The organism is uncultured Slackia sp. (assembly GCF_934630525.1).
GTDB lineage: Bacteria > Actinomycetota > Coriobacteriia > Coriobacteriales > Eggerthellaceae > Slackia.
This window is the reverse complement of the sequence record NZ_CAKTVX010000008.1, coordinates 52578-75327: the sequence shown is the minus strand read 5'-3', so window position 1 is coordinate 75327 and position 22750 is coordinate 52578. Positions and strand designations below refer to the sequence as shown.

Genomic DNA, 22750 nt, shown 5'->3' with positions numbered 1-22750 from the left:
TTTTCTAAAACCCGTTGACTTCTAGGGTGTATGGGTTATTATTATCGAGCTGCTTATGAAGTGCGCCGTTACCTCAGCTGGATAGAGGGACTGACTACGAATCAGTACGTCGGGGGTTCGAATCCCTCACGGCGCACCACTTTCTCGCCGATTGCAAAATCGGTTCAAAATTAGCCGATAAGCAGTTGCGCCGCGAGAGCGGCTTTTTTATTGTCTAGGAGAAAAGGGCCATTTTGAAGGTTCGAAAACACATAGTTCGCTAACCTTGAGGTCCTCCGCTTTCCTTCGTGGGCCTCAGGCCGCATTGTTCGAGGGGAGGCAAGCATTGCTCTACTTGTCCAACATGCTGGGTAATCCCGTATACGATTCAACGGGAGAAAAGCTCGGTGTTGTGTCTGATCTCGCTATTTCCACGGGCGAGATGTTTCCACGCATTACTTCCTTGGCGTTTAAAGGCCCCGGCCGCACGCCGTTCATGATTAGTTGGCGCAAGTACGTCGACAGCTTTTCCGAAGACGAAGTTCGCCTTAATACCGAGTCGTACAACATTCGCTTCAGTTATCTGCAGCCCGACGAAGTCTTGCTTGCCCGTGATTTGCTTGATCAGCAAATTGTTGACACGCAAGGCCTTAAGCTCGTGCGCGTTAACGACTTGAAGCTCTCCCCTTCTGGCACGCAGCTGCGTCTTCTGGGCGCCGAGGTTGGCGTGCGCGGCATCCTGCGCGGCCTTCATCCGCTTCTCGAGAAAGCCGTTGTGGGCGCGGCGAAGCTCTTCGGCAAGAAAATCGATGAAAAGATTATCGCCTGGAACTATATGGACCTGCTCGATCGCGACTTGTCCAAAGTGCAGCTTTCCGTGACGCACCGCCGTTTGAACGAGATGCACCCTGCCGACGTCGCAGATATTCTGGAGCAGCTCGATCCCAAGCAGCGTGCCGAGGTATTCAAGCACCTTGACGATGCGCGTTCGGCCGAGGTTATCGCCGAGTTGGAAGATGAGTACCAGGCTGAAACGCTCGACGACTTGGGCGACCGCGAGGCTTCCGGCCTTTTGGGCCAAATGGACCCTGACGATGCGGCCGATATTATTCGTGACCTTCCTTATGAAAAGGCTGAAACGCTGCTTCGCCTGATGGGCGTCGAAGACGCGGCCGAGATTCGTTCCTTGCTCGGCTACAAAGACGACACTGCCGGCGGCATGATGACCACCCAGTTCGTCGCTATGAAAGAAACCGATACCGTGCTCGATACGGTTGAAGTGCTCCGCGCCCTCGATGAGGACTTCCCGACCGTTCACTTCGTGTACGTGCTCGAGGAAGACTCCGAGAAGCTCGTCGGCGTGCTGTCGATGCGCACGCTGGTGCTGGCGCATCGCGAATCGCAGCTCAAAGACATCATGTATACCGAGATCATCTCTGTGCCGCCCGATGAGGATGAAGAAGAGGTTGCGGCCGATATCTCGAAATACGACATGGTCGCGTTGCCCGTCGTTGACGAATCGGGACGCATGCTTGGCCTGGTTACCGTCGACGACGCCATGGAAGTCATGGAAGAAAGCACCGAGAGCGAGAAGAATACGTCTCGCGCCCTTACGGTGGTCGCCGGCATTATCGGCGGCGCGGCGGCTCTTGCCGTGTATACGCTCATCGTGCTCGAAATCGCGGGGGTGCTGTAAATGGCCGTCATACGTCGCGATGCGACGTATGACGAGGTCATGCAGGAACGCCGCGAGGCTGAATACGTCGCGCGCAAGGCGGGAAAGCCGGAGCTTGCGGAAACCGTTTCCGATTCCCCCGCCACGGAGGGGTCGGCCGACGAGAAGAAGAAGCCGTTCTTCCTGCTCGTGCTTGCAGCTATGGGTCCTGGCGTCGTAAGCGCCATGGCCGGCAACGATGCTGGCGGCATTTCGACGTATTCCACAGCAGGTGCCGATTTCGGCTATGCCGCGCTTTGGGTTATCCCCGTGATGTGCGTGCTGTTGCTCGTTGTGCAAATGACCGCTGCCCGTATGGGCGCGGTAACGGGCAAAGGTTTCGCTGCACTTATTCGTGAACGTTTCGGCATTCGCCTTACTGCTTTCGCCATGTGCGCGCTGCTAATTGGCAACGTCGCCACGACGTTCAGCGAATTTGCCGGTATTGCATCGGGCATGGGGCTTTTCGGCGTGCCTACCTGGGTGAGCGTGCCTATTTCCGCTGTGATTGTGTGGCTGCTCGTGGTGAAGGGAAGCTATAAAAGCGTCGAGAAAATCTTCCTCGCGATTTCCCTCGTGTTCGTGACGTATATCGTCGCCGCTTTTTTGGCTGGTCCCAACTGGGGCGATGTTGCCTATGCGACCGTGGTGCCGCAGATTCCCGCGAACGTGCATTTCGTTTCGCTCGTTATTTCGATGATTGGTACCACCATCGCGCCGTGGATGATGTTCTTCGCACAAAGCAACGTCGTCGATAAGGGCGTTGGAACCGACCACGAGGAAATGTTCCTGCAGAAGGTCGATGTGACGGCTGGCACGGTTGTCGCCTGCTTGGTCGCCTGGTTCATCATTGTTACCACGGGCGCAGTGCTCTATCCGCAGGGCATTTCGATCGATTCCGCGCAGGACGCCGCTACCGCGCTTGCTCCGTTTGCGGGCGAATACGCGCAAATCCTGTTCGCGGCTGGCCTTACCGCCGCGAGTTTCTTGGCTGCGTGCGTGCTGCCGCTCACGACATCGTTCGTTATTTGCGAAGCGTTTGGTTGGGAGGCCGGCGTCGACTTCACCTGGAAGGAAGCGCCCATGTTCAAGGGTATTTTCACTTCCGTCATCGTGTTCTCGGCGATCGTGGTGCTTATTCCGGGCCTCAACCTTATGAACATCATGCTCACCGCCCAGTTCATCAACGGTGTTGTTCTGCCGGTGCTGCTCGTGTTCATGGCTCTTATCGCTGCCGACAAGCGCATCATGGGCAAATATGCGAGCGGAATCGTCGGACGGGGAATCATTTGGTTTACCGTCGCTATCGTTACGATACTCACCGTTGCGCTGCTTGTGATGCAGGTGCTTGGAATCGAATAGGTCTGATCGGTCGCCCCTGGAAATCCGGGGGCGATTTCTTTTGGATGGTTCTGGGGATGCGACCCAAACTTGCATCCCGCTCTTGCGAAATCGGCACAAGCGCTTATTGCGGTGTGATGAAAAGCTTTGGGATGGACTTTCCTTCCGCCCATTCGTCGCTTTGTGCCACCCATTCCCCTGTTCCTCCCGGCTGTCAGACGCCGCGCCGAAGGGGACGGTTCGCTACCGTTCGCCTTCGGCTCACTATGCGCTCACCTCGCTGCGTTTCGTTTTGAAATGAAGAGCAAGGATGAACGCAGAGCCGCATCGGCGCGGCGTCTGCCAGCCGGGAGGAACGGGATGATTCGGTGAATTCTTCACTCTAGTCAAATAAAGTGCACTGTTTCGCTCGCATTTGAACTACAATATCGTACTTAGACGCTAAAAATCTCTCGTTGAAGAAAAGGGGGTCATCGACATGGGTAGGGTTTACAACTTCTCCGCGGGTCCCGCGGTGCTGCCCGAGAGCGTGCTTCGCGAAGCTGCCGAAGAAATGCTCGATTATCGCGGTTGCGGTATGTCGGTAATGGAGATGAGCCACCGATCTTCAGCTTTCAAGGCGATTATTGAAGAGGCCGAAGCCGATTTGCGCGACCTCATGGGCATTCCTAGCAACTATAAGGTGCTGTTCTTGCAGGGCGGTGGCTCTACGCAGTTCGCCATGGTGCCTCTGAACCTGATGAGCGGCGGTTTTGCCGAATATATCGTGAGCGGCTCTTGGAGTAAAAAGGCCTACCAGGAGGCGAAGCGCTTCGGCGATGCTCGCATTCTGGGCGATTCTTCCGACGACAATTTCAGCTACGTGCCTAATATGGCCGAGTTGCAGGTGAATCCGAACGCCGATTACGTCTACATTTGCGAAAACGAGACCATCTATGGCACTAAATATCATGCGCTGCCCGAAACGGGCGACGTGCCGCTGGTGTCCGATGTCTCATCGTGCTTTTTGAGCGAGCCCATCGATGTGGCCAAGTATGGCCTTATTTATGGTGGCGCTCAGAAGAACGTGGGTCCTGCGGGCGTCACGATTGCTATCGTTCGCGATGACCTTATTCCTACCGATGATCTGCCCAGCGTTCCCACCATGCTGCAATACAAAACGCATGTCGACGGTGGCAGTATGTATAACACGCCGCCGTGCTACGCGATTTATGTATGCGGAAAAGTCTTCAAGTGGATTAAGGCCCAAGGCGGTCTCGAAGGTATGCGCGACATCAATGTCGCCAAAGCCCAGCTGCTTTATAACGCGCTTGACGAAAGTGATGTGTTCCATGGCACCGCACGCGAGGAGGACCGTTCGCTTATGAACGTGCCGTTCGTTACGGGCGACGCTGAACTTGATGCAAAATTCATTGTGGAAGCCGATGCTGCCGGTCTGAAGAATATCAAGGGCCACCGCAGCGTGGGCGGCATGCGTGCGAGCATTTACAACGCCATGCCTATCGAGGGCGTGCAGGCGCTCGTTGACTTCATGCGCGACTTCGAATTGCGCAACCCCGCGGGTTCGCGATCTATCTAGGGCGAGATCTCGCCCCAAATTCATTTTCTTTTCAAGCGTGGCGTCGCCAGGCTTGATTCGCACACCCGCGTACGCCTCTTGGCGCACGCCCGCCGCCTTTTGGCTGGTCGGGCGTTCAGTGGGTGGTTAGCTCGACCATATAATCATTGTTGCAATACGAACCTTGAATCTGCCGGGGAATCGACGGGTCGCCACGGCCTTCGAGAATCGAAGGCTTCCGTTAGATTCGGCATATGGGTTCGATAATCTAAAAGGAGATTTCCATGCGCTATATCAAAACCATCGACGACATCACGAAAGACGGCCAGGTTACCTTTGGCGACGGCTACGAGTTCGTGCCCGAAGCTGAAAAGGCCGATGCGATTCTCATGCGCTCGACCGACCTACACGGCTATGAGCTGCCTGAAGGCATTCGCGCTATCGCGCGTTGCGGCGCCGGCGTGAACAATATTCCCATCGAGGAATATGCCAAGAAGGGCGTCGTGGTATTCAATTCGCCGGGCGCGAACTCCAATGCCGTGAAAGAGCTCGTTTTGGCGATGCTCGTGCTTTCGAGCCGTGGCGTTGTGCAATCGATGAATTGGGTGCGCGAAAATGCTGCCGACCCCGATATTTTCGTGAACGCGGAAAAGGCGAAGAAGGCGTTCGTCGGCCGCGAGTTGAAGGGCAAGAGCATTGCTGTTATCGGTTTGGGCAACGTTGGCTCGAAGGTCGCCAACGCCTGCGCCGATCTGGGAATGGACGTGTATGGCTACGATCCGTTTATCTCGGTCGAGCATGCGTGGGCACTTTCCCAAAAAGTTCAGCGCGTATCGACGCTCGAAGACGCGTGCCGCGACCGCGATTACCTCACGCTGCATGTGCCCTCGAAGGCCGACACGATTCATATGATTGGCGAGGAGCAGTTGAATCTGCTTGCCCCGAATGCCGTGCTCATCAACTATTCTCGCGAGACCATCGTTGACGAGGATGCCGTCGATGCCGCCCTGCGTGCCGGCAAAATCGCATGGTTCGCGACCGACTTCGCGACTCAGAAAACCGTGCTTATGCCGAACACGTTCATTACCACCCACTCGGGTGCTGGCACGGGCGAGGCTGAAGCGAATTGCGCCGATATGGCCATTTCTGAGCTCAAGGATTACTTGGAAAACGGCAATATCGCCAATTCGGTGAACTACCCCACCTGCTCCATGGGCAAGGCGCGCGCGGCGAGCCGTGTCGCGTGCCTGCATGCGAATGTACCGAATATGATCGGCCAAATTACGGCAGTGCTCGCCCGAGACAACGCCAATGTGCAGCGTATGACGAACGAAAGCGCTGGCGAGAATGCCTACACCATGTTCGACACCGATGAGCATCTCGACGACGAGACCATCGAAGCCCTGAAGCAGATTCCGAGCATTTATCGCGTGCGCGTTATTAAGTAGGTTGCGTCGTTCTGCCGAACGACGCAAGTGCTCGACGCTGCGCCGGGTTCTGACGGCGCACTTCGGGCGGTGATGGCCCAGCTAAGCTGGGCGGCGCCCGCTCGTGCTCAGAAGTTTGGGATTGAATATGCCATGAGGCGTATTAAACAGCTCACGTACCGAAGTATGCTTCGCCTCGGCCGCGCCCGAATTGCACTCGCCAGAACCCAAGCTCGCTGATTTTCGTTTGTCCAGCGTTTTAATGCAACTATAGATCGGAGGACTGTCCTCCGATCCATTTGAGGCAAGGGAGTTTTCCTATGATTGTTAAACCGTTTGCTGCTGTTCGACCAACTGCAAGTGTCGTCGATCAGGTCGCGGCGCTTCCTTATGACGTGTACGACCGAGCCGAGGCCGTCGCCGCCGTTGATGGTGAGCCGCTTTCTTTCCTGAATATCGATCGCCCTGAAACGCAATTTCCGGCCGATGCCGATATGTATGCCCCCGAGGTGTATGCGAAAGCTCGTGAGCTCTTCGATGCACGCCGCGCCGATGGCACGTTCGTGACCGAGCCTGCGCCGTGCTTCTATTTGTATGAGCTCACGATGAACGGGCGCTCGCAAACGGGTGTCGTTGCGTGCTGCGCGATTGATGATTACCTCGAGAATGTTATCAAGAAGCATGAGAACACGCTCGAGAAGAAGGAGCTCGACCGCATTCGCCACATCGATGCCCTCGATGCGCAAACGGGCCCTATTTTCCTGACGTATCGCGATTCCGATGCGATCGATATTTTGGTCGCGGCCGTGAAGAAAACCGCGCCGCTCTACGATTTCACCGGTGAAGATGGCGTCACGCATCGCGTATGGCGCATGGCTGCAGCGTCGGAGGAAGTCGCCTGCTCTCAAGCGTATGCTGGTTTGGTTGCGGCGTTTGCCAAGGTGCCGTGCGCGTATATTGCCGACGGCCATCATCGAGCGGCGTCAGCCGTGAAAGTCGGCTTGGCGCGCCGTGAGGCGAATCCGGGTTACGACGGAACCGAAGAATTCAATTACTTCATGAGCGTGCTCTTCCCTGCGTCGCAGCTTTCGATTCTTGCCTACAACCGCGTGGTGCGCGACCTCAACGGCCTCACCAAGGATGAATTCCTGAATGCCCTCGCTGGCGAAAACGGCCCGTTCGAGATTATCCATACGCAAGAATCCCAGCTCGAGCCAATCGATAAGGGCGCAGTGGGAATGTATCTCGACCGCGAGTGGTACGGCCTTGGCGTGAAGCCCGAATTCGAGAGCAGCGACCCCGTTGACGGCCTCGATGTTTCGATTCTTCAGAAAAAGGTGCTCGCGCCCATTCTGGGAATCGGCGACCCTCGTACCGACGAGCGCATTGAGTTCGTGGGCGGAATTCGTGGCCTGCGCGAGCTCGAACGCAAGGTGAACCGCATCGATGCGCGCGGCGATGGCCCCGCTGTGGCGTTCGCAATGTTCCCCACGTCGATTGACGAGCTGCTCAATGTGGCCGACGCCGATCGCCTCATGCCGCCGAAGTCGACGTGGTTTGAACCGAAGCTTCGCAGCGGTCTGTTCGCTCATTTGATTTAAACGTGGCGAGACGACTCGCCGCCGCTTTCCCATTCGTGGGGTCAAGCGGTGGCGCACCGCTACGTTACAAGTGTATTTCGTTTACCGATATGCCGTCTGAACTGCGCTAAGCTCGTCATACACTTTTCTTTCGCAGTAAATTGTGGGCGCTTCTGGCGCCGGGAGGGTTGATGCTCATGAAGGAAAGCTTGCCGCTTTACACCGACTTTGAGAAATGCCATTCAATCGATCCGTGTTATTACACCACTTACGATATCAAGCGAGGCTTGCGCAATGCCGACGGCACGGGCGTTGTGGTTGGCGTTACAAATATCTCGAACGTGCATGGCTACGTTGTTTCCGAGGGCGATAAAGTTCCCGACCGCGGACGTTTGTCATATCGCGGCTACAGCATTTCCGATTTGGTCGACCATGCTGTTGCTGAAAACCGTTTCGGCTTCGAGGAAACGGCGTACCTGCTTATGGCGGGCGAGCTTCCTACGGCCGAGCAATTGAAAACCTTCAACGACCTTATCGCCGCCCAGCGCGACCTGCCCGATGGCTTCACGGCGAATTACATCATGAAGCCGCCCACGCGCGATTTGATGAACGCTATGAGCCGCGCGGTGCTGCAGCTGTACGCCTTCGATGATGAAGCGGAAAACCGCAGCTCGGAGCATGAAATCGACACGGCTATCATGCTGCTTTCGCGCCTTCCGCGCATCATGGTGCTTTCCTATCATGTGATGCGCGACAAATTCTTCGGCGACTCCATGTTCATCCATCATTACATTCCGGGCCAGTCGACCGCTGAGACCATTCTGTCGATGCTTCGTCCCGATCGGCAGTTCACCGATACTGAGGCGAAAACGCTCGACATTATGCTCATGCTGCATGCTGAGCACGGCGGCGGCAATAATTCGACGTTTACCTGCCGCGCTGTTACGAGCGCCGATACCGATCCATATTCCGCTTACGCTGCGGCAATCGGTAGCTTGAAAGGTGCGCGCCATGGCGGTGCGAACAATCGCACGCTTCGCATGACCGACGACATCAAGCAGCACGTCGCCGACATTACCGACGAAGGTCAGGTGGCCGATTACCTGCGCAAAATCGTGCGCAAGGAAGCTTACGATCGCACGGGCCTTATCTATGGCATGGGCCATGCGGTGTATACGCTTTCCGACCCGCGCGCCGAGTTGCTCCATAAATATGCGGAACGCTTGGTTGCGGGCACTGAGCACGAAGCGGAATTCCGCTTGCTTGAGATTATCGAGCGCCTGGCGCCGCAGCTGCTCGCCGAGGCTGGCAAGAGCAAAGATATTTGCGCGAACGTCGACCTTTATAGTGGCTGCGTGTACTCTACGCTGGGCATTCCCCGCGAATTGCTCACGCCGATGTTCGCAAGCGCTCGTATGGCAGGTTGGAGCGCGCACCGTTTTGAGGAAATCGTCTCGGGCAAGCGCATCATGCGCCCCGCGTTTAAGAAGACGGGCCACGCACGCGAGTATGTCGACATCGCTGACCGAAATTAGTCCCGTTTTGCTGAATTTTGGCACGAATTTGCGGTTGTGAACGATTCAAGCGCTCGATATAGCGGGTGTTCTGAAAAGCATTTCGCATAACCCCAGGTCAAACCAGTGTTGCTATTTAAGGAGAATGCGAGAGCGCCAAAACAACCGTTCACAACCGCAATTCTCTGCCAGAAAGGCCGCTTCGGCGGCCTATTTCTTTCTTAAGGCTTCGTCGCGTCTGCGGAAAGGGCGCGTACAATGCTGGAAGATGTGCGTACGGAAGGAATCTTATGGCCCTGACCACCAATACCGCGCTTGCGCAGCTGCAACCTTCGGGTATTCGCCGCATTACGGCGTTTGCGAAGCAGACGCCTGGGTGCATTTTGCTTACGCTCGGCGAACCCGACGGCAATACCGCCGATGCCGTGAAGGAGGAAGTTGCGAAGTCCCTTGCCGCAAACGAAACGCACTATCCGCCCAACAACGGTACGGTGGAATTGAGGCGTGCGATTTCGGCTCATATGGAAAAGCGCAATCTCGCTTACGGCGAAGACGAAATCGTCGTGACTTGCGGTGCAACCGAAGCGTTGTTCGCGGCTCTTTCGAGCATTCTGAATTCTGGCGATGAGGTAATTGTTCCCACGCCTGCGTTTGGCTTATATGAGTCAATCATCGCGGTGAATCGTGCGACGTTCGTTCCTGTCGATACGCGCCCAACGAAATTCCAGCTCACGTTGGAGCAGCTCGAGGCAGTCGCTACCGATTGCACGAAGGCAATCGTGCTTACGTCCCCGAACAATCCCACAGGCTGTGTGCTCAACCCGCGTTCCTTGGATGCGGTTGCGAAATTCGCCAAGGCGCACGACGTGTTCGTTATCTGCGACGATGTGTACACGAGCCTTGTCTATGAGGGTGTATACAAGAGTGACGAAGGCATACACCTTGGCCTTGCGAGCTGCTATGGCGAACTGCGCGATCGCATCATCGTGTGCGACAGTTTTTCGAAGCCTTACGCCATGACCGGCTGGCGTCTTGGTTGGGTTGCGGCCGATGCTCCGATTTCGGCGCAAATCGCGAAAATGCACCAGTACATGGTGTCGTCGGTTCCTTCGTTCGTGCAGCGCGCGGCGATTCGGGCGTTGAAAGAAGACGTTGCGCCGGCGCGGGAAGTGTATCGCGGCCGCCGTAACTACGTGCTCGCGCGCTTGAAGGAAATCGGCTTGGATGTCGTCGAGCCTGATGGCGCCTTCTATGTGTTCCCCTCTATCGAGAAATTCGGCATGTCTTCGGATGAATTCTGCACGCGCCTCATCGCGGAGAAGGGCGTTGCGCTTGTGCCGGGCTCTTGCTTTGCCGCCGAAGGATTTGTGCGCCTGTCGTATTGTTGCAGCATGGAGAATCTCGAAGAAGGCCTGAACCGCTTGGCGGCCTTTGTCCAAACCTTGGAACAGCGTTCCGCATAGTGGAACGGGTTTCCCGTGGATAGGGGTCGCTCCCTCAAATGCGGTGTAGAATAACGTCGTTCACAATCTCGCGTATCGAGGTGGTTGTGCGTAATGCCGTCGCGCGGTTTCGCTCGGCGGTTTCCAACCAAGAAGGGGACATATATGTCTGATATTAAGAACATCCTGGTCACCGGCGGCGCTGGCTTCATTGGCAGCCATACGTGCGTTGAGCTGCTCCAGGCTGGCTATGGCGTGGTCATTATCGACGACCTGTCGAATTCCTGCGAGAAGGCCGTTAATCGCATCGCTCAAATTGTGAAGCAGGCGGAAGCTGACGGCAAAGCTCCGGCGGGTGCTTCCGAGCGCATGAAGTTCTATGAGGACAACGTGCTCAATCGCGACGCGCTCGAGCGCATCTTCGCTGAAAACGATATTTACGGCGTTATTCACTTCGCGGGCTTCAAGGCTGTGGGCGAGAGCGTCGAAAAGCCGCTCGAGTATTACTACAACAACATCACCAACACGCTCATTCTGTGCGACGTTATGCGCAAGCATGACTGCAAGCGCATTGTGTTCAGCTCGAGCGCAACGGTGTATGGCGAGCCCGATAGCGTGCCTTTGAGCGAAGCTGCGGAAAAGAAGCCGGCCACCAACCCTTACGGTTGGACGAAGTGGATGATCGAGCAGATTCTTACCGACTTGCACACCGCCGACCTCGAATGGGATGTCGTGTTGCTTCGTTACTTCAATCCCATTGGCGCGCACGAAAGCGGCCTTATCGGTGAAGACCCGAAGGGTATCCCCAACAACCTCGTGCCGTATGTCGCACAGGTCGCGATTGGCAAAATGAAGGCCGTTCGCGTGTTTGGCAATGACTATCCCACGCCCGATGGCACGGGCGTGCGCGATTACATCCATGTAGTCGACCTGGCACGCGGCCATGTTGCGGCGCTCAACTGGATGGATGGCAAGACGGGCGTCGAAGTCGTGAACCTCGGCACTGGTAAAGGTTCGAGCGTGCTCGATGTGGTGGCCGCGTTCAGTCGTGCGTGCGGTCGAGAGCTCCCGGTCGATATTCAGCCGCGCCGCGCTGGCGATGTTGCGGAAAATTACGCCGACCCGCAGAAGGCCAAAGACGTGTTCGGTTGGGTTGCGGAATACGACCTCGATCGCATGTGCGCCGATTCGTGGCGTTGGCAGTTGATGAACCCGAACGGGTATGCCGACTAAACGATGCGCCATTATACTTAACGGGCTCATATGGGGCGCGGCGAAAATGAGCGCTATGGGGTGGCTGGGTAATCTGCCACCCTTTCTTATTGAGCGGGAATAGATAGCGATACAATAACGTATCGGTTTGTGACAAACAGAACCCTCCTGAAAACACCAGCTCAAGAGGGTTCTCCTTTTGGTTTTACGCTCAAATAAACTGCTTGTATTACAGAAAAATGGCGTCATCGACGACAAAGAATGTCACCAAGAAACAACGCGGTTTGCAAGTGTTTCGCATCTTTTACCTGCGGAAACGCTTTCTGTTCGATTATTCCTCATGCCACGGGGCGCACCGCCTACTACACCGCCCCCATCAAGGCGCTCTTCGCCCGCGTGCGCCTGGCCGCCCTGGAACACACCCGCGAGCTGGGGAACCTGGACGAGAACTGGGGCCACGGCGAGCGCGCCTGGGAGGCGGCGCTCGACGACTACTTCGCCGAGCACAACGAGAGTCGCCTGGACGGTGACGCGCGGTCGGCCGCCTACCTCTCCATCGACGAGAGCCCCGAAGCCGAACAGCACCTCTGGCATGTGCGCCAGATCTTCCTGGACGAGAACGCCGACGGCGACTTCCGCATCGAGGCTGACGTGAACCTGGACGCCACCCAGGAGGAAGGCGAGGTCATCTTCAAGAACTACCGCGTGGGCTTCGTGGAGGATTTGGCGGAATAGGATAGGTTTTCCAGGCCAAGAAACTGGTACAGCTCCTGTTTGCTGTGGACATCCAGTTTTTTATAAATGTTGTGAGTGTGGGTCTTCACCGTAGCGAGGCCTACCACCAGATAGTCGCTAATTTGCGCTAACGTTTTTCTCTGGGCGAGGAGAAGGAGTACGTCTCCCTCGCGCTTAGTCAGAGAGCACTGCATGGCGACCGATGTGCAGGTTTCGGCGAGTATGGTGTAATAACGTGCCGGATCGACGTACTGCGCCTTTGCTGGATCGGTGCTCCTCTCGAGACTTCCATCTCTGAGAGGAGAAAGATAGACGAACGCAATGGCTCCTAATCCTGCGAGTAGGACGAGGGGCAACGCATGCACGCCAGGCCCTATCATGCCCGAGAAAGCTTCTCCTAGAAAAGCGGCGAGTTGCTCTGCAAGATAGGCAAGCGAGAAAACAAAGACTGGGTTTTCCTCTTCTTTGGCAGAGATTGCACAGTATGGTGAAGAAGAATGTCGAAAAAGTCATATAGGAGGCATCGAGAAGAATCGAAGCAATTTCGTAGGAACACCCAGCTCCTATAGCGAAAACTATGATTGCCAATTCCAGAATGGCGAGCGATGCGTCATAGAGCTGCTTGATGCGAACGATTCTTCCGTTTACCGCGAGGGCGATTGAGGTAACCGCAATGGCGATAAAGAGCCCGAAGTAGGAAACACTAGCTACGGGCGTGGGGGCAAAGCCTTGTAGCGTTTGAATGGTGAAGATGATAAGCGAATAAATGAGCAGCAAGCGCGCAATGAGAAAGAAACTGCGCGGCTCAATTTTGCCGGCCTCTTCTGAGGGCGAAGTAGCCGTAGGGTTTTCGCGCTAGAGCGCAATAGAGGTTTTTCTCGTGAGGCAGAGGGCGATTGCGAGGGGCGCAATACAGGATATGGCAAGTGGCGGAAGCAAAGTGGAGAGTGCCCGCAGTATGCCTACAAAAAAACTGCCAAGCAATGAGCGTTAAAAGGCAGTCGACGAGGGGGAGCCCCGCAAGCGCCTTGAGGCACGAGATGAGCAGAGAGGCTCGGCAGAGCGCCGTTACGCAAAGACAAGCGAAGGGTAGAACTCCCTGGAAAGTTTCCGGCTGCAATGAGCACGCCCAGGCGCCAAAAAAACCGAGAAAGCACAGTGAGCAGGAGGCAACAACGAACGCTTTACTGCTGAGGAAAGTGCTGGCTTGGCGGTGAAACAGGGCCAAGACGCCGAATGCGAGCGACGTTACAAGGAGATGGGAATATTGGGAAAAGGATACGAGTGAAGCGAATCCTGCCGGAATTGCAGCAGAAGGGTCGAGCATCCAAGCGCAAGCAAAAGCCAGAGCGAGAGCAAAAGGCACGTTGCGAATCTGATTTACCGTCACCGCCTTGGCCACGCTCGACCCCCCCGAATGGTTTCGCATCATAGAACTGCCTCTCGGTCTATTTTATACCGATTAAGCCTGGAAAACCCGAGGTAATCGCACTTTGAGGAAGTGGAGTGCGGAGGCGAGGAATAGCTTGAAGTGCGCAATGCGCTTCATCAACCGTTTTTTCAATCCTTCCTTGCCTGCAATCAACCTCAATCTGCATCCTCAAAATCCAATACCTGCGTTTTCATACGTAAGTGCGATTTCGAATAGGCGCCGTCAACGTTTTGTCGATAGACGAGTTGGGCGATGGTCCATGAGCCCAAAATCGCACATGCAATAACTCAGTTAGGAAAGAGGAGGATCAAAAATGGACAAGGCGATATCGCGCAGAGATTTTATTGTTGGGGGTGGAGTATTTGGTGCGAGCATGGCAGCAGTCGGCCTCGCGGGATGCGCTCCTTCAAATGGTGGCCTGCCGTCGACTGATACCGACGCATCGGGCACCAGTACGCATAAGGGCGCAGATCGCCCTCTTTCTTCGCGGCTTGTCGAAGTGGATGAAGGGGATGTGGTCCGCACGGAGGAGTGCGATGTCGTAGTGTGCGGCTCAGGATCCGCTGGAACCTATGCCGCCATTAGAGCAGCTGAGCTTGGTGCTCGTGTAATCTGGCTTGAGAAGACAAGTCTCAAGGGAGGAACTTCAACGATAACGGAGGGTACGCTTGCGTACAACACTCAAGAGCAGCTTGATGCGCAGGGGCCCACAGACTTGCAGACCGAGTTCGAAACTTACATGCAGTGGCACAATTGGGGTGCTTATGCACCAGGGATTTGGTGCTACCTGGACAATTCTGGAGAAGCCCTCGATTGGGCCATAAGCCATGGGGCTTCGATGTCAACTGGTGGCCAGGGTGCCCTTCTGAGCTGCTTTGACGAGGCAGGCAATTGGGTAAACAACGGCGAGGGTATGCTCAAGCCGCTTTGGGCCTATGGGGAGACGCTCGATAATTTGGATTTTCGCCTAGAGTCTCCTGCCGTGAATATCATTCTCGACAATGAGGGAGTTGGGGGTGTCTACGCAAAAAGCGGCGGCGATCTCGTGCGCATTAATGCCAAAGCGACGGTGCTCGCTACGGGTGGATTCGGGAAAAACCCGGAAATGTGCGCCGAGCGGCTTCGCGTTCCTAGTGAACGAGTTGTATTTCTGGGGTTCGATGGTCAAGATGGCGACGGAATCAATATGGCGCTGACGGCAGGCGCGCTTCCCCAGGCGCCGTCTGCGGTAATGTACGGACTTTCGAAGGCGTGCGGAGAAAGTTGGAGTAGCATGCTGTCGATTTTCACTCAGTGGCCGCCCTCTTATCGGTATCCGCTAGAAATAGGCAAAACGCTCCCCATGGTCAATCAGAGCGGCGTGCGCTTTTATAACGAGACACTTGCAGAAGACGCCGACACCTCCCGCCTCAACACGGCAATCGCTTCTCAGTCGAAGGTCTTTACCTTGTTCGATGAGGCGCATGTTGAAGCCTACGAGGGCGAGGATAAACTCAATGAGTTCGTTGCCTTCATGGGTGTTGGGAGCGGAGAGTTCCGATCCTTGGTTGAAGGCAGCGACTTTGTTTGGAAGGCCGATAGCTTCGAGGAGCTTGCCGAGCTTATGGGGGTTGACTCGGAAGCATTGGCTGCAACGATGGAAGATTACAATAATAGAGCGAAGGGGGACGGCTCTCATGACCCCTTTGGAGCCGACCCCGCGCTCATGACTCCTCTAGAAAAGAAGCCATTTTATGCGGTTCAGGTCGAGGCTTGCGCCTATAGCACCTGTGGCGGCGTGCGAGGAGATCATGAGGCGCGGGCGATCGGACACGACGATCTCCCCATCAAAGGCTTGTTTGTGTGCGGCATCGATAACGGTTCCATGCAGTTTAACGACTATCCCTATGGGCTGCATGGAGGATCGGGGCAGGGTGCTGCTTGCACGACGGGATATGTTGCTGCGAACGCAGCTTGCAAGGATCTGGGTCTTGCCTAGTGATCATTTAACAGACGACCCTCGATCCCCTTCTGCAGCAACAAGGGGATTGAGGGTCGTCTTAAAGCGCACGAAGCAGGGTTATCGCACCTTCTCTTTCAAATAGTCGCTAGGAAGCTCGCAGCTGTGGTAGTTACGAGCTTCTTGCTTTTAGCGGTTGTTGGGGAAGCCCCCGTCGCTTCCTTATTCGCTTCTCAGAGCTTCGACCGGGTCTTTTTTCGCCGCTGCGCTTGAAGGAATGAGGCCTGCCAAGAATGTGAGCAGCACGCTTATGCCAACCAGGGCAATTGCGGCCTGCCACGGCAGAATCGCGACGTTTTCCACGTCAAATAACGAGTACACAATTGCATTTGCGGGAATGCAGGCCAAGGCTGTAAGAGCGATGCCGATAATGCCCGCGGTGAAGCCGACGATAAAGGTTTCGGCGTTGAATATGCGGCTGACATCGCCCTTGCTCGCACCAATGGAGCGCAAAATGCCAATTTCTTTCTTGCGTTCAAGCACGCTGATGTAGGTGATGATGCCAATCATAATTGAGCTCACCACGAGGGAAATCGCGACGAACGCCACCAACACGTAGCTGATCATATTCACGATTGTGGTCACGCTGCTCATGAGCGCGCCTACGATGTCGGTATAGCTCACGACTTTATCTTCGTCGCCGGCGGCATTCATCTTGTCGTTGTAGCCGTCGAGGATATCAATCACGCTTTGCTTGCTTTCGAAATCCTTCGGGTAAATGTCGATGCTTGCCGGCTTCGAGTAATCGGCCCAGCCGAATTTCTTCATGTTGTTATCGTAGCTGCTCTGCTCGGTCGACATGAGGCTCGCCATGAGTTCGGAAAGCTCCTGCTCGCTCATGTTCATTTGGAATGCGTCGGCGAAGGCGCTTTCGTTAATGCCCATAGCTTTTGACATATTTGCCGAAAGGGTGGACATATAGGCGGTCATCGCGGATGAGACTTGGTTTTGAATCGCTGTTCCGTATTGCATCATGACCTGCGTCATTGCTGTTTGCATATACGACTGCATAGCGGCGGAAAGTTGCTCTTGCAGCTGCTGCGAAATAGCTGCAGAAAGTGCGGGCAAAAGCTGTGCTTGCAGTTGTTGTGAAAGCTGCTCTTGCAGCTGCTGTTGGATTTGCTCGCTCACGCCGCTGAAATCGATGCTGTCGGCAATGACCTTCTGCATGGCGGCTTTCGTGGCGGGGTCTGCGAGGTATGCCTCGACTGCCGCATTTTGATTGGTATCGTATTCGGGGTGGTCCTTGATTTGCTCCTGGAGCCAAGAGGGGTACGCCTCCATGATATTCATAATGCCCTGGGTAAGAACGTCGATTTTAATATCGGGCTGGGCGCCATCGAGGTTGAGCTTGATGTTGCTGAAGTCCAAATTCAGCTGGCTCATGTCAATCTTGCTCGGGTCGATTTGAATGCCCGAAGCGTCAAAGGCCGGCATGCTTGACAAGTCGATATTGGCCCCCGACAAATCCATGCTGCTCGAGAGGTCGGCGTTCGAGAGGCCTGCGGCCAGCGCGCTTTCGTCAAATGTGAACGCACTCTGTAGCTTTTCGCCGTCAATTGTGAACAGGCTCGACATATCGAACCCATTGCCATCTTTCGCTTCATCCTCTTCTTCAGCGAACGATTTGCCTGTAATCACATTGGTTGTGGGGTTTGCCTGCTGGTCTTTTACGATTTGCTTATCGCCCGCCTCGTCAATGAGGTGGTTGATCAAATCGTTCGAGTAATACAGGCCTGTTGAAAGCGAAGTAATCTTCTGGCCCTCTTTCGGCTTCACCACGCCGCACACCTTTAGCGTTTCGCCATTGTCAACCAAGCTTTTCATATAGTCGGCATCGCCGCTCTTGTCTTTCCAAACCTGGTAATCGCTGTCGTACTGATAAAAATCGGCGCCATTAACGAGCTTGAACTCCACGTTCGTAAGATCGTCGTAGTCGAGGTCGAGTGTGCCGTCGGGTACCTGCACTTCTTCCTCGTTAGCGAATTCGCGTACCATTTCTTCGAGTTCCTTATGGTCGCGCAAGCCCATGGAGTACAGCATAAAATCGCTCACGTTGCCGTTCGGCGTGAGCACTGCCACGACCTCGTTGTAATTTTCGGGCCAGTGGCCTGCGACGACGTCATATTGGCTATCGACCTGGTTCATGTTCGCGGGCAGCTTGTAGAAGATATTCGTGCTCATCATCGACGACATGATGCCGTTGCTCGATGCGCCTAATCCCACGCTCGCGAACGATTTATCGGGGTTTACCTGGTGTACGCCGTCGTCGGTGTTTGAATTGAAAATCTGCGGAGTAACGCTATAGCCGTATTCGATTGAATTCACGTAGTTGCCGATGTCGGTGCCGCCGTTGTCGAAATATTCCTTCAGCGATGCGAGGTCATTGCTCCCGATGCTCGAGAACATGCGCGTGATCATCTTTGACTCATGCACCGGCTTGTCTGAATTGCCCGCAGCGTCCGCGTCTCTCGTTTGCGCGTCGGTGGTGGCGGCAGAATCGTCGGCGCCCGCGCCGCCCATGCCCATCGTCATCATGCTGGTCATGTCGAAGCCCTGGTCTTGGATTTGCAGCGGGTATTCCGAAAGCGTGTTTTCTTCGACGTTCGCGATGTATTGGTTCACGCCGTTCGCGAGTGACAAGATGGCGGCGATGCCGATGATGCCGATGCTGCCGGCAAAGGCGGTCATGAGCGTGCGGCCCTTTTTCGTGAGCAAATTCTTGAGTGAAAGCGAAAGCGCCGTGAAAAACGACATGCTCGTTTGGCGTGCGGCTTTGGCTTCGCGGCGAGGCTCGTTGCTTGCGTCGGGGTCGAAGGGGCGCGTGTCGCTTTTGATAACGCCGTCGGCAAGGTTCACGATGCGCGTAGCGTATTGTTCGGCCAGTTCAGGGTTGTGCGTCACCATGATTACCAGGCGGTCGCCGGCGATTTCGGTGAGCAGATCCATGATTTGCACGCTTGTTTTCGAGTCGAGGGCACCCGTAGGCTCATCGGCCAGAATGATTTCCGGCTCGTTGACCAGGGCGCGCGCGATGGCGACGCGCTGCATTTGGCCGCCGGAAAGCTGGCTGGGCTTTTTGTTGACGTGCTCGCCAAGGCCGACGCGTTTAAGGGCCGCGCATGCTCGCCCGCGTCGCTCTGCACGCGACACGCCTGAAAGCGTGAGGGCCAGTTCCACGTTTTCCAGAATGGTTTGGTGGGGAATGAGGTTGTATGCCTGGAAGACGAAACCGATTCGATTGTTTCGATAGGTGTCCCAGTCGTGATCTCGATATTGCTTGGTGGAAATGCCGTCGATGAGCAAATCGCCCGAATCGTAATGGTCGAGCCCGCCGATGATATTGAGCATGGTCGTTTTGCCCGAACCAGAAGGGCCTAAGATGGCGACAAATTCATTATCGCGGAAAGCAAGCGACACATGGTCGAGCGCGACTTGCGTGAAGTCGGCCGTAGTGTATGACTTGCACACGTCTTTAAGCTGCAGCATACAACGCCTTTCATAATTGTTTATGAATCTAAAACAATTATGAACAATTATGCGCTTGCGGCAGGAGGAACACCCTTTCGTTTTCTAAGCGTAAACCAGAAACATCCATCTACCCTAGATCGTCGACTATGTCTCGCCTGATGATATGACGGCCTGCCTTTAACTTCAATTTTCCCTGAATGGGACTGTAGTTTTCGACTGCGTTGGTAAGGGCTGAGTCCTATTCTGTGTAAGACATGCTAGAATAACAAAGTTTTCAAACGCCTCCGTAGCTCAGGGGATAGAGCACCGCTCTCCTAAAGCGGGTGTCGACGGTTCGAATCCGCCCGGGGGCACCATGATATTTTGAAGGCCAGGCGCCGTTGCTGCCTGGCCTTTTCCTTTGCATGGTATGCGGTCGCAATGAGTTGCTGGGCCGCTGGGTAGCAGCCTGTTCGATTCGCTTACGGAATGCGAATCAGCTTTTTGTAGGTTTCCAGGCCGGCCATGAGCACTTCTTCATCGAAATCAAAAGTATCGGCGTGCAGGGGAATGCCCGTGCCCGTTCCCAGCAGCAGGAACACGCCCGGCAAGTGGCGCTGGTAGAACGCGAAATCCTCCGCGATGAGCAGCGGCTTGGGCAGCTCGGCCACGTCGATGTGGCGTGAGGCGAGCTCGAACAGTTCCTCGTTGTTCACGACCGGCGGGTAGCCTTCGCTGAAATCGACGTCGACCGTGCAGCCCGCTTCGGCGGCACGACGCTCGGCGATCTCGCGCAGCGCCTCTTTCGCTTCGGCTCCCATTTTCTCACTGAATGTACGCAGCGTGCCTTCGATGTACGTGCGCGAAGAAATCACGTTGCGCGCCTGGCCACTTTCGAGCAGGCCGCACTTGAATGTGCAGGGTTCTTCCTGTGCGCGCTTTGCCATGTAGTCGTACGCCTCGAGAATGAAGCGCATGCCCGCTTCCATGGAATCGGCGCCATCTTCGGCCTTGGCGATGTGCGTGGCCTTGCCGAAGAACGTGAATGTGCTTTCGCTCGTGGCGGCGAGCAGCGCGCCGGGGCGGCTCGCGATGTGGCCCTTCGGCAAATCGGGCCACAAGTGGAAGCCGAAAATGCGATCGACGTGGTATTTCTCGAATGTGCCCGATTCGCAGATGAGCTGCGCGCCGCCGGTCGTTTCCTCAGCGGGCTGGAACACGATGAGCACGCTGCGCTCGAGTTCGTCGAGATGCGCCGCAATGTGGCGCGCGAGGCCGAGCGCCATGGCCATGTGTCCGTCATGGCCGCATGCGTGCATCTGCCCGGCATGCGTGGAGCAGAACGGCACACCCGATTTTTCGGTCACGGGCAGCGCATCCATATCGGTGCGAATGGCGGTAGTGTGCTCGCTTCCGCGGTCGAAAAATGCGCACACGGTTGAGCGGCACGGCTCGAACACTTCGCATGGCAGCTCGTCAATAACCGAATGCACGTACGCGATGGTTTTCGGCAAATCGAAGTCAACTTCAGGAATTTGATGCAGGTCGCGGCGGTATTGCGTGAGGTCGGCCAGCGTGGGTTCGGCAAACGCGCCGCTGCAAGGTTCGCATTCGTTCATAGTGCCTCTTCGTCTAAAAGTTCCTTGAATTCTCGCGCATTATAGCCTTCGTGCTTTGACTTTAGCGCACTAAAGTGATAGTTTCATTCGAACGATAGAGGCGCGGGTGCGATGGGCCTTGGGGGAGTCGGCGGGCGTTGATCCCAAAGCGAGGCAAACCCGCCGAATTCGCTTTGCCGGGCACGGCGCGCGAATGGGTTTGCGGGGAACACCCGCAAGACTGTCTGCGAAATCGCAGGTGCGCTATCTTGCTGTGAAATGTTTTGCGCTGGTGTATGCCGCGCATGCGACGCCAGTGAGGCCGTGCCTTGCTGGCGTTTTTTTATTATGCGGTTCGGGAGGGTTCTTCCCGCCGAGTCGCGCGCAGGTTTTCAGAAAGGCGACGCGCATGAACAAACAACCCTTCGTTTCGAAGGCCCAGCTCGATGAGATTATCGAGCATTACCCTACGCCGTTCCACCTCTATGACGAAGTGGGCATTCGCCGCAACATGGAGGCCGTGCGCGACGCGTTTGCGTGGAACCCAGGCTTCAAAGAATATTTCGCGGTAAAGGCCACGCCGAACCCGTTCCTTATCAATATCCTGCGCGATTATGGGTGCGGATGCGACTGCTCTTCGGCGACCGAGCTGCAGCTTTGCGATGCTATGGGCATTTCGGGCCACGACATTATGTTCTCGTCGAACGAAACCCCCGCGGCCGACTACGAGGCGGCTGCGAAGCTGGGCGCCATCATCAACCTCGACGATATTTCGCATATCGATTTCCTCGAGCAAACGATTGGCGGCATTCCGGAAACCATCAGCTGCCGCTACAACCCCGGCGGGCTTTTCGAAATCTCGAACGGCATTATGGACAACCCGGGCGATGCCAAATACGGCATGACGACTGAGCAGCTGTTCGAGGCATTCCGCACGCTCAAAGCCAAGGGTGCCAAACATTTCGGCATCCATGCCTTCCTGTGCAGCAATACCGTGACGAACGATTATTACCCCGAGCTCGCCGCCGTGCTGTTCAAGCTTGCCGTTCAGTTGCAGCAAGAAACGGGCGCGCATGTCGAGTTCATCAACCTGTCGGGCGGCGTGGGCATTCCTTACGAGCCTGACCAGACGCCGAACGATATTCGCGCGATTGGAGAAGGCGTTCGCCGCGTGTACGAGGAAATCCTCGTGCCTGCTGGCATGGGCGATGTGGCGATTTTTACGGAAATGGGCCGCTTTATGATGGGCCCGTACGGCTGCTTGGTTACCACGGCTATCCACCACAAGCATATTTATAAGGAATATATCGGCGTCGATGCGTGTGCGGCGAACCTCATGCGCCCGGCGCTGTACGGTTCCTACCATCACATTACCGTGGCGGGCAAGGAAGATGCGCCGTGCGATCACGTGTACGACGTGGTGGGCGGCTTGTGCGAGAACAACGACAAATTCGCGATCGACCGCGCGCTGCCTGAAATCGAAGACGGCGACGTGCTCGTGATTCACGATACCGGCGCGCATGGCCACTCCATGGGCTATAACTACAACGGTAAGTTGCGCAGCGCTGAGCTGCTGCTTCGGGAAAACGGCAGCGTGAAGCTCATTCGCCGCGCCGAGACGCCGGCCGACTACTTCGCGACGCTGTATGGTTGCGATGAGTTGCTGGACGGCGCCCCTTATGATGAGGAGAAACTTAAAGGGAAATAAGCGTTGCCCGACTGGCGAAGGCCAGCGAGAGGCCGCCCGGTGTTTCGAAGAGCCCCGCCGC

General features: G+C 55.8%; 14 protein-coding genes, 2 tRNA genes and 1 riboswitch. Of the genes, 13 read left to right on the top strand and 3 right to left on the bottom strand.

What is annotated here, in order from left to right; genetic code table 11:
- The first annotated feature begins 62 nt into the window (after positions 1-62).
- The 10 genes from Q0D41_RS07510 to Q0D41_RS07465 all read left to right on the top strand — a co-directional run bounded on the left by Q0D41_RS07510 (position 63) and on the right by Q0D41_RS07465 (position 12502).
- Positions 63-139, top strand: a tRNA-Arg gene (locus tag Q0D41_RS07510).
- Positions 140-325: 186 nt separating this feature from the next.
- Positions 326-1675 (top strand): magnesium transporter, encoded by a 1350-nt coding sequence (locus Q0D41_RS07505; RefSeq protein ID WP_294377438.1) that lies wholly within the window; start codon positions 326-328, stop codon positions 1673-1675.
- The gene (locus Q0D41_RS07500) at positions 1676-3055 is read left to right on the top strand and encodes an Nramp family divalent metal transporter (RefSeq protein WP_294377436.1); all 1380 of its coding nucleotides are present in this window, start codon (positions 1676-1678) and stop codon (positions 3053-3055) included.
- Between the two features lie 457 nt (positions 3056-3512).
- The gene (serC, locus tag Q0D41_RS07495) at positions 3513-4613 is read left to right on the top strand and encodes a 3-phosphoserine/phosphohydroxythreonine transaminase (protein WP_294377435.1); all 1101 of its coding nucleotides are present in this window, start codon (positions 3513-3515) and stop codon (positions 4611-4613) included.
- A 263-nt stretch (positions 4614-4876) separates the two neighbouring features.
- Positions 4877-6040 carry a phosphoglycerate dehydrogenase gene (locus tag Q0D41_RS07490; RefSeq protein WP_294377433.1) on the top strand — a complete coding sequence of 388 codons (1164 nt, stop codon included), beginning with the start codon at positions 4877-4879 and terminating at the stop codon, positions 6038-6040.
- A gap of 299 nt (positions 6041-6339) precedes the next feature.
- On the top strand, positions 6340-7620 hold the full coding sequence (locus Q0D41_RS07485) for a DUF1015 domain-containing protein (RefSeq protein WP_294377431.1): 1281 nt from the start codon (positions 6340-6342) through the stop codon (positions 7618-7620).
- A 176-nt stretch (positions 7621-7796) separates the two neighbouring features.
- A complete protein-coding gene (locus tag Q0D41_RS07480) occupies positions 7797-9134 on the top strand; it encodes a citrate/2-methylcitrate synthase (RefSeq protein ID WP_294377429.1) in 1338 nt (445 codons plus the stop codon).
- 269 nt (positions 9135-9403) lie between these two features.
- Entirely contained in the window at positions 9404-10576 is a 1173-nt protein-coding gene (locus Q0D41_RS07475; RefSeq protein ID WP_294377428.1) for a pyridoxal phosphate-dependent aminotransferase, read from the top strand.
- Between the two features lie 144 nt (positions 10577-10720).
- Positions 10721-11788 carry a UDP-glucose 4-epimerase GalE gene (gene galE / locus Q0D41_RS07470; RefSeq protein ID WP_294377426.1) on the top strand — a complete coding sequence of 356 codons (1068 nt, stop codon included), beginning with the start codon at positions 10721-10723 and terminating at the stop codon, positions 11786-11788.
- A 240-nt stretch (positions 11789-12028) separates the two neighbouring features.
- Complete coding sequence (locus Q0D41_RS07465; RefSeq protein ID WP_294377424.1) at positions 12029-12502, top strand: DUF3516 domain-containing protein; 474 nt, start codon at positions 12029-12031, stop codon at positions 12500-12502.
- Here the strand turns inward: Q0D41_RS07465 and Q0D41_RS10085 are convergent.
- Positions 12466-12696: a response regulator transcription factor gene (locus Q0D41_RS10085; RefSeq protein WP_367113826.1), complete on the bottom strand. Its 231-nt coding sequence runs from the start codon at positions 12694-12696 to the stop codon at positions 12466-12468. The genes Q0D41_RS07465 and Q0D41_RS10085 overlap by 37 nt on opposite strands.
- A gap of 1551 nt (positions 12697-14247) precedes the next feature.
- On the opposite strand from Q0D41_RS10085, the gene Q0D41_RS07460 reads away from it, so the two are divergent.
- The gene (locus tag Q0D41_RS07460) at positions 14248-15912 is read left to right on the top strand and encodes an FAD-binding protein (protein WP_294377423.1); all 1665 of its coding nucleotides are present in this window, start codon (positions 14248-14250) and stop codon (positions 15910-15912) included.
- Between the two features lie 183 nt (positions 15913-16095).
- On the opposite strand, the gene Q0D41_RS07455 is transcribed toward Q0D41_RS07460, so the two are convergent.
- Positions 16096-19422 (bottom strand): ABC transporter ATP-binding protein/permease, encoded by a 3327-nt coding sequence (locus Q0D41_RS07455; protein ID WP_294377421.1) that lies wholly within the window; start codon positions 19420-19422, stop codon positions 16096-16098.
- A gap of 262 nt (positions 19423-19684) precedes the next feature.
- On the opposite strand from Q0D41_RS07455, the gene Q0D41_RS07450 reads away from it, so the two are divergent.
- Positions 19685-19760: transfer RNA gene (locus tag Q0D41_RS07450), tRNA-Arg, on the top strand.
- Between the two features lie 105 nt (positions 19761-19865).
- On the opposite strand, the gene Q0D41_RS07445 is transcribed toward Q0D41_RS07450, so the two are convergent.
- Positions 19866-21002 (bottom strand): amidohydrolase, encoded by a 1137-nt coding sequence (locus tag Q0D41_RS07445; RefSeq protein WP_294377418.1) that lies wholly within the window; start codon positions 21000-21002, stop codon positions 19866-19868.
- An 87-nt stretch (positions 21003-21089) separates the two neighbouring features.
- A riboswitch (Lysine riboswitch) is annotated at positions 21090-21256 on the top strand.
- Positions 21257-21390: 134 nt separating this feature from the next.
- Here Q0D41_RS07445 and Q0D41_RS07440 point away from each other — a divergent pair.
- The gene (locus Q0D41_RS07440) at positions 21391-22689 is read left to right on the top strand and encodes a diaminopimelate decarboxylase (protein WP_294377416.1); all 1299 of its coding nucleotides are present in this window, start codon (positions 21391-21393) and stop codon (positions 22687-22689) included.
- Positions 22690-22750 lie beyond the last annotated feature (61 nt).

What these genes read in the sequence shown, in the direction of transcription:
- Q0D41_RS07500 (WP_294377436.1), top strand. Translation starts at nt 1,676, where the DNA reads ATGGCCGTCATACGTCGCGATGCGACGTATGACGAGGTCATGCAGGAA.
- serC (WP_294377435.1), top strand. Translation starts at nt 3,513, where the DNA reads ATGGGTAGGGTTTACAACTTCTCCGCGGGTCCCGCGGTGCTGCCCGAG.
- Q0D41_RS07490 (WP_294377433.1), top strand. Translation starts at nt 4,877, where the DNA reads ATGCGCTATATCAAAACCATCGACGACATCACGAAAGACGGCCAGGTT.
- Q0D41_RS07485 (WP_294377431.1), top strand. Translation starts at nt 6,340, where the DNA reads ATGATTGTTAAACCGTTTGCTGCTGTTCGACCAACTGCAAGTGTCGTC.
- Q0D41_RS07480 (WP_294377429.1), top strand. Translation starts at nt 7,797, where the DNA reads ATGAAGGAAAGCTTGCCGCTTTACACCGACTTTGAGAAATGCCATTCA.
- Q0D41_RS07475 (WP_294377428.1), top strand. Translation starts at nt 9,404, where the DNA reads ATGGCCCTGACCACCAATACCGCGCTTGCGCAGCTGCAACCTTCGGGT.
- galE (WP_294377426.1), top strand. Translation starts at nt 10,721, where the DNA reads ATGTCTGATATTAAGAACATCCTGGTCACCGGCGGCGCTGGCTTCATT.
- Q0D41_RS07465 (WP_294377424.1), top strand. Translation starts at nt 12,029, where the DNA reads ATGTCACCAAGAAACAACGCGGTTTGCAAGTGTTTCGCATCTTTTACC.
- Q0D41_RS10085 (WP_367113826.1), bottom strand. Translation starts at nt 12,696, where the DNA reads ATGCAGTGCTCTCTGACTAAGCGCGAGGGAGACGTACTCCTTCTCCTC.
- Q0D41_RS07460 (WP_294377423.1), top strand. Translation starts at nt 14,248, where the DNA reads ATGGACAAGGCGATATCGCGCAGAGATTTTATTGTTGGGGGTGGAGTA.
- Q0D41_RS07455 (WP_294377421.1), bottom strand. Translation starts at nt 19,422, where the DNA reads ATGCTGCAGCTTAAAGACGTGTGCAAGTCATACACTACGGCCGACTTC.
- Q0D41_RS07445 (WP_294377418.1), bottom strand. Translation starts at nt 21,002, where the DNA reads ATGAACGAATGCGAACCTTGCAGCGGCGCGTTTGCCGAACCCACGCTG.
- Q0D41_RS07440 (WP_294377416.1), top strand. Translation starts at nt 21,391, where the DNA reads ATGAACAAACAACCCTTCGTTTCGAAGGCCCAGCTCGATGAGATTATC.